At 32.6% G+C, this 14,419-nt stretch carries 10 protein-coding genes; 5 read left to right on the top strand and 5 right to left on the bottom strand.

Annotated features, from left to right (window positions below):
* Positions 1-711: 711 nt before the first annotated feature.
* Together odhB and FG167_RS07110 are read right to left on the bottom strand one after the other, a co-directional pair.
* On the bottom strand, positions 712-1,923 hold the full coding sequence (gene odhB / locus FG167_RS07115) for a 2-oxoglutarate dehydrogenase complex dihydrolipoyllysine-residue succinyltransferase (protein WP_203460728.1): 1,212 nt from the start codon (positions 1,921-1,923) through the stop codon (positions 712-714).
* Between the two features lie 21 nt (positions 1,924-1,944).
* The gene (locus FG167_RS07110) at positions 1,945-4,701 is read right to left on the bottom strand and encodes a 2-oxoglutarate dehydrogenase E1 component (protein ID WP_203460727.1); all 2,757 of its coding nucleotides are present in this window, start codon (positions 4,699-4,701) and stop codon (positions 1,945-1,947) included.
* Between the two features lie 209 nt (positions 4,702-4,910).
* Here FG167_RS07110 and FG167_RS07105 point away from each other — a divergent pair, with 209 nt between their 5' ends.
* The gene (locus FG167_RS07105) at positions 4,911-5,357 is read left to right on the top strand and encodes an alpha-ketoglutarate decarboxylase (protein WP_203460726.1); all 447 of its coding nucleotides are present in this window, start codon (positions 4,911-4,913) and stop codon (positions 5,355-5,357) included.
* Positions 5,358-5,381: 24 nt separating this feature from the next.
* On the opposite strand, the gene FG167_RS07100 is transcribed toward FG167_RS07105, so the two are convergent.
* Positions 5,382-5,732 (bottom strand): hypothetical protein, encoded by a 351-nt coding sequence (locus FG167_RS07100; RefSeq protein WP_203460725.1) that lies wholly within the window; start codon positions 5,730-5,732, stop codon positions 5,382-5,384.
* A gap of 39 nt (positions 5,733-5,771) precedes the next feature.
* Positions 5,772-6,746, bottom strand: a complete 975-nt coding sequence (locus FG167_RS07095; protein WP_203460724.1) for a polyprenyl synthetase family protein — start codon at positions 6,744-6,746, stop codon at positions 5,772-5,774.
* 124 nt (positions 6,747-6,870) lie between these two features.
* Between FG167_RS07095 and FG167_RS07090 the strand changes: the two genes are divergently transcribed.
* From FG167_RS07090 to FG167_RS07075, 4 genes are read left to right on the top strand one after another with little or no spacing between them, the layout of a single operon-like run.
* A complete protein-coding gene (locus tag FG167_RS07090; RefSeq protein WP_203460723.1) occupies positions 6,871-7,476 on the top strand; it encodes a TetR/AcrR family transcriptional regulator in 606 nt (201 codons plus the stop codon).
* A 7-nt stretch (positions 7,477-7,483) separates the two neighbouring features.
* Positions 7,484-8,827: a TolC family protein gene (locus tag FG167_RS07085; RefSeq protein ID WP_203460722.1), complete on the top strand. Its 1,344-nt coding sequence runs from the start codon at positions 7,484-7,486 to the stop codon at positions 8,825-8,827.
* Between the two features lie 22 nt (positions 8,828-8,849).
* The gene (locus tag FG167_RS07080; protein ID WP_203460721.1) at positions 8,850-10,022 is read left to right on the top strand and encodes an efflux RND transporter periplasmic adaptor subunit; all 1,173 of its coding nucleotides are present in this window, start codon (positions 8,850-8,852) and stop codon (positions 10,020-10,022) included.
* Between the two features lie 10 nt (positions 10,023-10,032).
* Positions 10,033-13,521: an efflux RND transporter permease subunit gene (locus tag FG167_RS07075; protein ID WP_203460720.1), complete on the top strand. Its 3,489-nt coding sequence runs from the start codon at positions 10,033-10,035 to the stop codon at positions 13,519-13,521.
* A gap of 74 nt (positions 13,522-13,595) precedes the next feature.
* On the opposite strand, the gene FG167_RS07070 is transcribed toward FG167_RS07075, so the two are convergent.
* Entirely contained in the window at positions 13,596-14,417 is an 822-nt protein-coding gene (locus tag FG167_RS07070; RefSeq protein WP_203460719.1) for a hypothetical protein, read from the bottom strand.
* Positions 14,418-14,419: the final 2 nt, after the last annotated feature.

Raw genomic sequence — 14,419 nt, 5'->3', positions numbered from 1 at the left:
GTTAAAGGCTCTAGTTTTAAAAAGCTAGAGCCTTTTATTTTTTACAAGGTATTATTTCCTGAAAAATACGTAGAACTACGTATTTTTTATATCAACAACATAACATATCTTTACAGTATGCTATTAATTAGTTTTTAGGGAAAATTATTTTTGCATGAAAACTCTACATTATTACAATGTGGAGTTTTCGCTTTTTATAGATATAGCATTTACTTAATTATTATAGTTTCTCAAATTAATATAGCTTCTTTTCAGGTCTTCTTATTATATGCATAAAAATAAAAATTTTTGCATTTTTCACCAAAAACACACTTAACCGAAACAGAAACAACACGTTACCGTGTTTTTGTAAGAAAAAAACACAAAAAGGCGTTTTTAAAAATACGTAGTTATACGTATTTTTTTTATGGTTTATGTGTTCTATATTTACAGAGCTATTAATCAATTACTTATAAAGAGGAAACTCAACACTCTGTAGACTTACACACTATAGGGTTTAAATTAGAAAGGTATGGAAAACACACTAGAAATGGAAAATAATCTAAATTTTACACACAAACTTCTTATTGCTGGTTTAGTTGTATTAGTTATTACAATAATACTAGTTAACATTTATGTAAATTTCTTTTAGTTTTAGTATAGTTATTTAAACCAAAAAAAGCGCGATTTTAGGGATATCGCGCTTTTTTTACTTTTTATACTTAAAAATTTCTACATTTCTAAAGCCTTCTTAATATCGTTATTCATTAATAACTCTATAGGGTTTTCTAGTGCTTCTTTAATAGCTACTAAGAAACCTACAGATTCTTTACCATCAATAATTCTATGATCATAAGATAATGCTAAATACATCATTGGATGTATTTCTACTTTTCCATCTACAGCAATTGGTCTTTCAATGATATTATGCATTCCTAAAATTCCACTTTGTGGTGGATTTATAATAGGTGTAGATAACATACTTCCAAAAACACCTCCATTGGTAATTGTAAATGTACCACCTGTCATTTCATCTACAGTAATTTGACCGTCTCTTGCACGAAGGGCTAAACGTTTTACTTCAGACTCAATACCTCTGAACGATAAATTTTCTGCATTTCTAATAACTGGAACCATAAGTCCTTTTGGTCCAGAAACTGCTATAGAGATATCTACAAAATCATAGGTTAGCATTTCTTTTCCGTCAATCATTGAATTTACTGCAGGATACATTTTTAATGCTCTTACAACTGCAAGTGAAAAGAAACTCATAAAACCTAAACCAACGCCGTGTTTTGCTTTAAAGTCTTCTTTATATTGATTACGTAACCCAAAAATTGGAGTCATATTAACTTCGTTAAACGTAGTTAACATTGCAGTAGTGTTTTTTACTTCTACTAAACGTTCTGCTACTTTACGACGTAGCATAGACATTTTACTTCTAGAAGAACCTCTATTTGCACCAGTTGGTGTTCCCATAGCAGGAACTGCTTGCACAGCATCTTCTTTAGTTACTCTACCATCTTTACCTGTTCCAGTAACCGCAGATGCTTGTATACCTTTTTCTGCTAAAATCTTTTTTGCAGCAGGACTTGCTGTTCCTGTTGCATAAGTATCCGCTTTAGGCGTTTCCACTTTTGGCGCTTCTGCTTTAGGAGCTTCTGCTTTTGTTTCTGCTTTTGGTGCAGCTCCACCTTCTGGTTTTGCAGCACTTGTATCTATTAAACATACTACTGCTCCAACAGCGACAGCATCTCCTTCTTCCGCTTTAAAAGTAATTGTTCCGCTAGCTTCAGCAGGCAATTCTAAGGTTGCTTTGTCACTATCTACTTCTGCAATAGCTTGGTCTTTTTCTACATAATCACCTTCTTCAACTAACCATGTTGCTATTTCTACTTCTGTAATAGATTCTCCTGGTGAAGGAACTTTCATTTCTAAAATCATGCGCTATAATTTTATTTTATATTATCGTTGATTATTTTTTGTTTTATCAAACACGAAATCAATTACTTCTTGATGACGTTTTTTAGATCGTACAGAACTACCAGCTGCTGGTGCTCCATAAGGTCTTCTGCTTGCTGCTCTAAAAGTCATAGCCTCGTCTAAATGCATTAACATGTGACTATAAGCTCCCATATTTCTTGGTTCTTCTTGTGCCCAAACGATATCGTCTGCATTTTTATATTTGCCTAATACTTTACGAATATCTTCTACTGGTAATGGGAATAATTGCTCTATACGTACTAAAGCGATATCTTCTCTTCCTAAATTTCCTTGTTCTTCTAATAAATCATAATAGAACTTTCCGGTAACAAAAACCAACGTTTTTACTAGGTCTGCTTTTGCTTTTGCATCATCTATTAGCATTTGGAAACTTCCGTTTGCCATTTCATCTACACTAGATACTACAAGTGGATGACGTAATAAACTTTTTGGTGTAAATACAATTAATGGTTTTCTGAAATTTGCTTTCATTTGCTTACGTAACAAATGGTACATATTTGCAGGTGTAGTACAATCTACTACAAACATATTGTCTTTTGCACACATTTGAAGGTAACGTTCCATACGTGCCGAAGAGTGTTCTGCTCCTTGACCTTCGTAACCATGTGGCAACAACATTACTAAACCGTTTTGCAACTTCCACTTATCTTCTGCTGCGGTTATGTATTGGTCTAACATAATTTGTGCTCCATTACTAAAGTCTCCAAATTGTGCTTCCCATATGGTTAAGGTTTGTGGACTTGCCATGGCATAACCATAATCGAAACCTACAACACCATATTCAGATAGTAGTGAGTTGTATATAAAAAAGCGTCCTTGTGTATCGCTTAAATTATTGTGTAATATAATTTCTTCTTCACTGTCTTCTACTTTTACAACGGCATGTCTATGAGAGAAAGTTCCTCTTTCTACATCTTGACCAGAAATTCTAACGTCGTAACCTTCTTCTAAAAGAGTTCCATACGCTAAATGTTCTGCCATTGCCCAATCTAATCTGTTTTCGTCAAACATCGTTTGTCTTGATTCGATTAGTCTAGAAATTTTACGAATAAACTTTTTATCCTTTGGAAGATTGGATAGTACTTTCGTGATTTTAGCTAATCCTTCTTTAGCATAAGAAGTATCTACTGGCTGCATCATTTCATCTTCTTGTGCAGGAGAATAATTCACCCATTCATTACTCATAAATGGTGTAATCTCTGTATTCTTTATTTTACGAGAATCTTCTAATTTTTCCTCTAAAGAATTTTTATAGTCTGCTTCTAATTTAGAAACGTACGTATTATCTATAATACCTTCTGCAATTAATTTTTCAGCATAAAGATCTCTAGGATTTCTATGTTTTGAAATTGCTTTGTATAATAAAGGTTGTGTAAACTTCGGTTCATCTCCTTCGTTATGTCCATATTTTCTATAACCTAATAGGTCGATAAAAACATCACGCTTAAATTTCATTCTAAAATGAAGTGCAAATAATACAGCATGCACTACAGCTTCTGCATCGTCTGCATTCACATGAAGTACAGGAGATAAGGTTACTTTAGCAACATCGGTACAGTACGTACTAGATCTTGCGTCTAAGTAATTAGTTGTAAAACCAATTTGATTATTTACTACAATATGAATAGTTCCGTTAGTTTTGTAACCATCTAACTGTGCCATTTGAACAATTTCGTACACCAAACCTTGTCCTGCAATTGCAGCATCACCATGTACTACAATTGGTAATACTTGTGATGGGTTATCTGGATACTTATCGTCTTGTTTTGCTCTTGTTATTCCTTCTACTACTGCTCCAACCGTTTCTAAATGCGAAGGGTTTGGCGCTATATTTAGGTTTATCTTTTTTCCTGCATCTGTAACTCTATCGCTAGTCCAACCTAAATGATATTTTACATCGCCATCAAAAACTTCTTGTTCATAATCTTTACCATCAAACTCACTAAAGATGTCTTTTGCAGATTTTCCAAAAATATTTGTAAGTGTACTTAAACGACCACGATGTGCCATTCCCATTACAAATTCTTTTACATCATATTCAGATGCTTTTTCAATTAAAGCATCAAGCGCTGGAATTAAAGATTCTCCTCCTTCTAAAGAAAAACGTTTTTGACCAACGTATTTGGTATGCAAAAAGCTTTCAAAAGAAACGGCTTCGTTTAGTTTTTTAAGTATATGTTTTTTTTCATCGGCAGAAAAATTTGGCTGATTGTCATTAACATTTAACTTATTTTGAATCCATTGCATACGCTCCGGATTTCTAATATACATATACTCTATACCTATAGAGTTACAATAAATTGCTTCTAAATGTTTACGTATTTCACGAAGTGATTGCACGCCAATACCTAGAATTTCTCCTGCATTAAAAACGGTATCTAAATCAGATTCTGATAATCCGAAATTTTCAATTTCTAAGGTTGGTGCGTACTTTCGTCTTGCACGAACGGGATTGGTTGCTGTAAAAAGGTGACCTCTGGTTCTGTAACCATCGATTAACTTTACTACCTGAAACTCTTTTTGAAGGTTCTCGGGAATTTGTGTTGAAACTGCTTCCACAGTTCCCCCTTCTGCTCCAAAAGATTCAGAACCAAAATCGTAACCTTGAAAAAAGGCTCTCCAACTAGGCTCAACAGAGTCTGGGTTTTTTAAATATTGGTCGTAAAGATCAGCAAAGTATGCTGTATGTGCTGCGTTTAAAAAGGAATATTTATCCATTATATTTTTTGAGAGAATCTAGCTTCAACAAAATTTCTTCAAAAATACAACTTTTACTAAAATTAGATGCAGTTTTATTATATTTATAACATTCTAATTTAACTTTTTATACAATTATGACTTTATTCCATCCTTTCTCCAAAAAAATTATTGTTTTTTTAGTGTTTTCCTGTTTTGTTGTTACTTCTGCAAAAGCGCAGGAGGATAATATGAAGCAAAAAAGTGTATTTTGGCAAAAAGTCCGATTTGGAGGCGGAATTGGATTAAGTACTGGAAATAAAACTTTTAGCGCAACATTAGCGCCAAGTGCTATTTATCAATTTGATAATGCTTTTGCTTTAGGTATTGGCTTAAGTGGCTCTTATTTTAGCAGGAAAGACGCTTTTAAATCTACTATTATAGGCGGAAGCTTAATTGGCTTGTACAATCCTTTAAACGAAATACAACTTTCTGCAGAATTGGAACAAAATAATGTGAGTCGGAATTTTGATAGCACCCTATTAAAAGATGATAATTACTGGTCGCCTGCCCTTTTTGTAGGTGCTGGTTATAGAACACAAAACGTCACTATTGGTATAAAATATGATTTACTTTATAAGGAAGATAAAAGTGTTTATGCAAGTTCTTGGGCTCCTTTTGTGAGAGTGTATTTTTAAACACAACCTAAAAATCAAGGAGGTTTAACTATACTTATTTTTAAACCACACTTTTTGCCATTCGCGTTTTAAAATTAAAAACGAAACCTCTTCTGCTAGTTGCACGGTATCGTTTCCGTTTAATGCTTTCACTTGTTTTTCTGGCACATCTATGATGTACAATAGATTTAAATACTCTGCAAATTTCTCTTGTATGAGTCTGTAAACGGTTTCATGAAGCATTAGTTTTAAACTTGTTGGAAGAATGTCTTCTTCAAAATCTAAGTCAATATTAGCAAACAGAAAATCTTTATTAAGCTGTTTTATAAGTTTTTTATAGAGCTGAAGGCCGTTAGCTTCTTCAATTAAATCATTAAAAGTGGTAGGTAGATTCATAAAACAGATTTCCATCTTCGTGGAAACATAAAAATTTAATTATACACTTCTATTCATTAATTGTTTACCAAACTGTATTAATTCGTTTTTGCTTTCTTCGGAAATATGTAAAGTTTCTAAAACGGAAAACGCTTTGTTAGTATACTCTTCAATGGCTTGTTTTGTAGCTTCAGCAGAACCACTAGTTATAAAAATTTCTTTTGTTGCTTCAATTTTATCAGAAGAATCCGATGGATTTATACTAAACAAATGCTGAAGTTGCACTTGATCTTCTTCCGAAGAGAACTCTAAAGCCTTTAAATACAAGTATGTTTTTTTGTTCTCAATAATATCACCTCCAACTTGTTTTCCAAAAGTCTTAGGATCACCAAAAGCATCTAAATAATCGTCTTGTAATTGAAATGCTATTCCTAAGTTTTTACCAAATTGGTAAATTATAGCTTGATCTTCTTCTGTTGCTTCGGCTACAATGGCTCCCATTTGCATTGCTGCACCAACCAAAACTGCGGTTTTGTACTCTATCATTTTTAAATACTCTACAATGGCAACATCATCTCGAGTTTCAAAATCAATATCATATTGTTGTCCTTCGCAAACCTCTAACGCTGTTTTACTAAATAATTTTGCAAGTGACTGAAAGGTCTTTGGATCATAGTTTTCAAAAAGTTGATATGCTAAAATAAGCATGGCATCTCCAGATAGAATCCCTGTGTTTATATTCCATTTTTCATGCACCGTTTCTTTTCCTCTACGTAAAGGAGCATCATCCATAATATCATCATGAACCAATGAAAAATTATGAAACACCTCAATACTTAAGGCAGCATCTAAAGCCTTTTTATGATCGCCATTAAAAATCTCTGCAGTCATTAATGTTAATACTGGACGTAATCTTTTACCTCCTAATTGTAATATATAATGAATAGGATCATATAGTGATTCTGGTTCTCGCTTAGAAACAAATTTCTCTAAATAGGTAACGAATGCTTCTTGATAAAATAGAATGTTTTGCATCCCGCAAAAATAAGTGAATTAAAAAAAAATAAAGCCATTCTTTTAAGTAAAAGTTAAAAAATGATTAAAACTATGGAAACTATTTTTGTTTTTAAAGTTTCCTGATGTACATTTGCATCCAATTATGAGAGAAAAAATTATACATAAATCCGGCGAATTATTCTTAACCTTAGGTTTTAAGAGTGTTACCATGGATGATATAGCTAACGCGTTAGGTATATCTAAAAAAACTATTTATCAAAATTTTGATAATAAAACCAAACTAATTGAAGCTACTACATTAAATATGTTTGAAAACATTTGTGGTGGAATAGATTGCATTTGTAATGCATCGCATAATCCTATTGAGGAATTATACGACATAAAAATGTACGTGATGAATTATTTAAAAAACGAAAAAACATCGCCTCAGTTTCAATTAAAAAAGTATTATCCTCAAATTTTTCGAAGTTTACAAATGAAACAATTTGAGAAAATGTATGTCTCTGTAAAAGACAGTATACAAAAAGGTGTAGATACCGGCTTATTTAGAGAAAACATAGATGTAGATTTTATTTCTAGAATGTACTTTAATGGTATGACTGGAATTAAGGATGAAAATATTTTCCCTTCGGATAGATTCACCATGGATTACCTCATGGAGAGCTACCTAGAATATCACTTAAGAGCTATTTGTAATGAGAATGGGCTATTAACATTAAACAAATTTATTAAAACCAATCAATCTTAACAATCGAATGAAAAAAAGTATCACACTTCTATTATTCTTAATAACTACTGCTATTTTTTCGCAAGAAACCACGACAAAATTCAGCTTACAAGAAGCAATAGATTATGCTTTAGAAAATAATAGAACAGCAAAAAACGCAGTTCGAGATATTAGAGCAGCAGAATTACAAAAATGGGAAACCACAGCAACAGGCTTACCACAGTTAAGCGCATCTGTAGATTACCAAAACTGGTTAAAACAACAAGTTACACTCCTTCCTGCCGAACTCACTGGAGGAGCACCTGGAACATTTGTTCCTGTTACCTTTAGCACAAAACAAAACACAGCAGCAACAGCTACTTTAACACAAAAACTATTTGATGGTTCTTATTTAGTAGGTCTACAATCTGCTAAAGTATATTTAGAAATTTCTAAAAACGCTAAAGAAAAAACAGATTTAGAAGTCCGTAAAGCGGTGATTAACGCCTACGGAAATGTATTATTAGCAGAAGAAAGCATTGCCGTTTTAACAAGAAACATTACTGTTTTAGAGAAAAACATTTTTGAAATAACTAAAATATTTGAAAACGGTTTAGAGGAAGAAGAAAGTGTAGAGCAATTACAAATTACCCTTTCGGGAGTTGAAAGTCAGTTAAAAAATACCGAAAGACTTAAAAAACTAGCATACCAAATGTTTAACATCACACTTGGACTAGATGTGAATACAGATTCTATATTAACCCAAAACCTAGAAGGATTAGCAAACTACAATTCAGTTTTAAGCTTATTAGATGTGGAAGAAAATGTAGAAAACACCATAGATTTTAAAATTGCAGCAAACGACAAAGTTTCTAAAGAGTTATTACTTAAGCTAGAGAAAAGCAAGTCTTTACCAACACTGGATGCATTTATAAATGGTGGATACACAGCATATAATGAAAAATTTCATTTTGCCAACACAAACCAAAAATGGTTTGGTTCATCTTTATTTGGTGTAAGCTTAAATATCCCACTATTTAGTTCTGGAATGCGAAGCGCTTCTACACAAAGAGCTAAAGTAAATCTTGAAAAAGCGCAAGATGACTTAACAGAAACACAACAACAATTAAAACTACAAATAGCATCTGCAAAAAGCGATTACCAATTTGCAATGGAAGATTATACCAACAAAAAAGATAATTTAAACCTAGCAGAGCGCATTGAACAAAAAAACCAAATCAAATTTTTTGAAGGTATTTCATCTAGTTTCGATTTACGTCAAGCACAAACACAATTATATACAGCACAGCAAGAATTATTACAAGCGATGTTAAATGTAATTAACACCAAAGCAGAACTAGAAACTGTTTTAAATGAAATACCAAAAAACTAAATCAACCAGAAAACACTTTATAATGAAAAATATATATCCCCTAATAATTCTTACGCTCTTATTAGTCTCTTGTGGAGGTGAAAAAAAGAAAAACTCGGTAGAAAATATTTTAGCTACTGAAAATTTAGAAAAAATAAGAAATAAAAGAACAGAACTAGTTGATGACCAAAAAGTAATTCATGATAAAATCACAATCTTAGACGAAGCTATTTCTAAATTAGATACGGTTAAAAAAATACCATTAATAACCACTTTTACGGCAAAACATGAAGTGTTTAAACATGTATTAGAAATTCAAGGTAATGTAACTACAAAAAATCTAATTGTAATATATCCTGAATACAACGGTATACTTACTAAGGTATATGTAAAAGAAGGACAGAAAGTAACTAAAGGACAATTACTTGCTAAAATTGATGATGGTGGATTAAGCCAACAAGTAGCACAATTACAAATTCAAGCAGATTTAGCAAAAACTACTTTTGAGCGTCAAGAAAGACTGTGGAAACAAAAAATTGGAAGTGAAATTCAGTATTTGCAAGCCAAATCTAACTATGATGCACAAACCCAAGCAGTGAATCAATTACAACAACAGTTAGGTAAAACAAATGTAAAAGCACCTTTTTCTGGAACAATAGACGATGTTATTACAGAACAAGGAAGTGTTGTTGCAGCAGGCCAATCGCAATTAATTAGAATTATTAATCTGGACGACATGTATATTGAAACCGATGTTCCAGAAGCATACATTGCAAACGTTGTAAAAGGTAAAGATGTGACTGCAGAATTTCCAATTTTAGGGAAAACTGTAGAAACTACCATACGTCAAGCTGGAGATTTTATCAATCCATCTAATCGTACGTTTAAAATAGAAGTTGCTATTCCTAATAAAGACAAAACAATAAAACCTAATTTAACTGCAAAGCTTAAAATTAACGACTACACTAACGAAGAAGCGTTATTAATTCCGCAAAGTATCATTTCTGAAAACGCAGAAGGAGAACAATACGTTTATGTAGTAAACAATAAAAACGCCAACAAAGAAGGTGTTGCTAAGAAAATTATTATAAAAACAGGGAGAACTCAAGGTGATGTGATTGAAGTTTTGGAAGGTATTGAAAATGATGCAGAACTTATTAAAGAGGGAGCACGAAGTGTAAAAGATGGTCAAACTGTTAAAGTAATAAATTACTAAACCAAAGACAATGACAAAAAAGAAAAAAAAGATAGAGAAGGAATTTGGTTTATCCTCTTGGGCAATTAACAATAAGACTACCATGTATGTGCTTATTGCTGTTATTTTTTACATTGGTATCACTGCTTTTTTTAGCATGCCAAGAGAAAATTTCCCAGAAGTTAATGAAACTAAAATATATGTTAGCTCTGTGTTTCCTGGAAATACTGCCGAAGATATAGAGAAACTGATCACAGACCCTCTAGAAGATCGATTAAAATCGGTTAGTAATGTGGTTGAAATTACCTCCACATCACAGGAAGATTACTCGATGGTAGTGGTAGAGTTTGATGAAGACATTACTGTAGAGCAAGCAAAACAAAAAGTTAAAGACGAAATAGACACCGAAACTTCTGGTGAAGATTGGCCTACTTTTAATGATGCTAAAGTAGAACCGGATGTTTTTGATTTAAGTCTTTCGGAAGAAATGCCAATTCTTAACATTAATATTTCTGGTGATTATCCTGTTGAAAAATTAAAAGATTTTGCAGAATACCTTCAAGATGAAATTGAAGATATTCAAGAAATTAAAAAAGCAGATATTCGTGGTGCACAAGAAAAAGAAGTAGAAGTTGCTGTAGACATTTATAAAATGATGGCTGCGGATGTAACTTTTAATGATGTTATTGGTGCTATAAAAAACGGGAATATTACTATGTCTGCAGGTAATTTAATAACTAGCGGACAACGTCGTACAATTAGAATAATAGGTGAAATAGAAAAACCTTCTGAATTGAACAATTTTGTTGTAAAAGCAGAAAATGGTAACGCCATCTATCTTAAAGATATTGGAACGGTTACCTTTAAAGAAGAAGACAAAAACACATTTGCAAGAGAGTTTGAAAAGCCTGTTGTAATGCTGGACGTAAAAAAACGTGCAGGTAAAAACATGGTAGCGGCTGCAGAACAAGTACAGTTAATTGTTCAAGAAGCTAAAGACAATATATTTCCTCAAGATTTAGAAGTAACCATTACTAATGATCAATCTCCTAAAACCATTGGTCAAGTTGATGATTTGGTAAACAATATTATTTTCGGAATTATCTTAGTAGTTACCGTTTTAATGTTCTTTTTAGGATTTAAAAACGCCATTTTTGTTGGGTTTGCAATTCCTATGTCTATGTTCATGTCGTTAATGATATTAAACCTCCTAGGTCACAGTTTAAATACTATGGTTCTTTTTGGGTTAATCATGGGACTTGGTATGCTGGTAGATAACGGGATTGTAGTTGTTGAAAATGTATACAGGCTTATGGATGAAGAAGGCATGGGTAGAATTGAAGCGGCTAAAAAAGGAATTAGCGAGATTGCCTTTCCTATTATTATATCTACAGCGACTACGGTTGCGGCTTTTATCCCATTAGGTTTATGGCCAGGAATTATGGGTGATTTCATGATGATCTTACCAATTACACTTTCTGTAGTTTTAGGATCTTCTCTATTTGTTGCTATTTTCTTTAACTCTGTTTTAGTTTCTCAATTCATGAGTATTGAAGACAAAGACATGCCATTAAAGCAAATTATTAAAACCACAAGTATTATTGCAATCATAGGTGTACTCATTTTACTTTTTGGTGGCGCTTATAGAGGACTAGGAACATTAATGATTTTTACTGCTATCATGCTTTGGTTTTACAGATGGTTTATACGTAAATGGGCTAATAATTTTCAAATAAAAACGTTGGTTAGACTCGAACGTTGGTATGAGAAAAAATTACGTTGGGCGCTTTCTGGTTGGAAACCCTATGTATTAACGTTTGGTACTTTTGCTTTATTAATACTTGCTTTTGTAGCCTTTGGAGCTTCATTAAGTTCACAACGAACTAAAGTAGAGTTCTTTCCAGATAATAAACCGAATCAAATTATTGTTTATATAGAATATCCGGAAGGTACAGCAATTGAAAAAACAAATACAATAACTAAAGAAATAGAAAAACACGTTGTAACTGTTTTAAACAGCTCGCAATACATGGACAATGGTTATAACTTTATGGTGGAAAGTGCTGTATCACAAGTTGGTGCTGGTGCTGGAAATGCTCAGACAGATATGGGATCTGCAGCAGAAACGCCACATAAAGCAAAGATTACAGCTTCTATGCGAGAATATAAATTCCGTAGAGGAGAAGATAGTGAGCTGCTAAGACAAAAAGTGCAATCTTCATTAGTAGGGATTTATCCTGGTGTTTTAATTTCTGTGGAAAAAGATGTTAACGGTCCACCAGCTGGATCGCCAATTAACATTGAGATTGAAGGAGATGATTATAATGAGTTAATTGCTGTAGCAGAAAACATGCGTGAGTTTATTAATACGAAAAACATTCCTGGTATTGATGAGCTTAAAATTAACGTAAACAAAGACAAGCCAACCATGCGTGTTACAGTTGATCGTGAAAAAGCAGGAGAACTAGGTGTTAGCGCATTACAGGTTGGACAACAATTACGTAATTCTATTTTTGGTTCTAAGGCTGGAATCTATAAAGAAGATGGTGATGATTTTGATATTTATGTTCGTTTTAATGAAGACATTAGATATAACAAAAGTGCACTATTTAATCAGAATATCACTTTTAGAGATAATACTGGTCAGTTAAAAAGCGTACCTGTTTCTGCGGTAACAAAATATGAAAACAATTCTGGTTTCAACGCTATTAAGCATAAAGACACCAAGCGTGTCGTTACTGTTTACTCTGCACTTTCTCCTGGATTTACTGATGCTGGAGTTATTGTTGCACAAGTGCAAAATGAAATGAAAAACTATGAAGGTTTACCAAAAAATGTTAGAATTGATTATACTGGGCAAATTGAAGAACAAAACAAACAAATGACTTTCTTAGTTGGTGCGTTCTTTACTGGATTAGGATTAATTTTCTTTATTCTAATTTTTCAATTTAACTCCATTTCAAAACCAACGATTATTATGTTGGCTATTTTCTTGAGTTTCATTGGTGTATTTGGAGGTATTGTTATCACAGGAAGTGCCTTTGTTATTATGATGACTATGGTTGGTATTATATCGCTAGCAGGAATTGTAGTAAATAATGGTGTAGTACTACTCGATTATGCACAACTTCTAATTGATAGAAAAAAGCATGATTTAAATCTTGAGAAAGAGGACTACTTAGAAGAAGATGACCTATTTGAAAGTATTGTTAAAGCAGGAAAAGCACGTTTACGTCCTGTATTATTAACAGCAATTACTACTATACTAGGTCTAATTCCTTTAGCTATTGGTTTAAACATTAACTTCTTTACTTTATTCAGTGAGTTTAACCCACATATTTATATGGGAGGAGACAACGTGGTATTTTGGGGTCCATTAGCTTGGACAGTAATTTACGGTTTATTCATTGCTACTTTCTTAACACTAATTGTAGTCCCTATTTTATTCTACTTAGTTACAAAGTTTAAAATGTGGTTACGAAATAGAGCTAATACAACAGTTGCTATTACCGAAGAATAGAAAACCTACAATAGAAGAAATAAAAAATCCGAAGCACATGCTTCGGATTTTTTTTTATTAATAAATACTTTTTTTTATAAAACTTCATATACAAAAGTAACTCCAGAATCAGTTTGTGTTCCTTGTACTTTAAAAGCCCATTTATCCATATCCATTACAATCGTAAAATCGGTACTAGTTCCACCTTGCACGGCAACCGTTAAAGTAACATCTACACTTGCATTATCGTTATAAAAATCTTCAAGATATAAGTATGTATCTCCTACTAAATCTGTAGATAAAATGGTAACCGATTCAAAATTAGAAATACCTCCACTATAACCTAAAGCATTCAAATCAGGGGATGTACCATTAGTATACACATCATTCATGGTTAAATCTATTCCGTCCATATAAAACATATCATAATCATAAAAAGGATCATCCCATACCATGGAAAAAGTAACTGTTGGCACTACTTTAAAAATAAGTTTTGAAGGCGTATTATCAAGACTAGAGCCGTCATTACCAGCAATAGAAACCTCAAAATCTCCTAAATTTAAAAAGGTAATACTCCCAGTACCATCTTGTGATCCCGAAGTAATCACTCCATCATTAACCATATAGTCTACACCTTCAGTAGCAGTAGTTCCATCTTGATACATTACATCAAAAACCACATTAGTATCTGCAGATAAGGCAGTTAGTGTCCCTACGGTAAGATCGTTAGGTATATCTGTTCCTGTAAAGATATTTGCAGATGCTGTATCGTTATTAAAGAAAAGATCATTACTAACATCTAAACCGCTGTCAATACCAGAAACAACATCATTAACGTCATCACTATCATCACAACTTACTACAAACACAACTGCAAGTAGTAAGAATAATTTATAAATTGATTTTTTATTTTTCATAA

It is taken from the genome of Lacinutrix sp. WUR7 (assembly GCF_016864015.1).
Lineage (GTDB): Bacteria > Bacteroidota > Bacteroidia > Flavobacteriales > Flavobacteriaceae > Oceanihabitans.
Note: the sequence above shows the minus strand (reverse complement) of the source record. Positions and strands in the feature narration are given on the sequence as shown.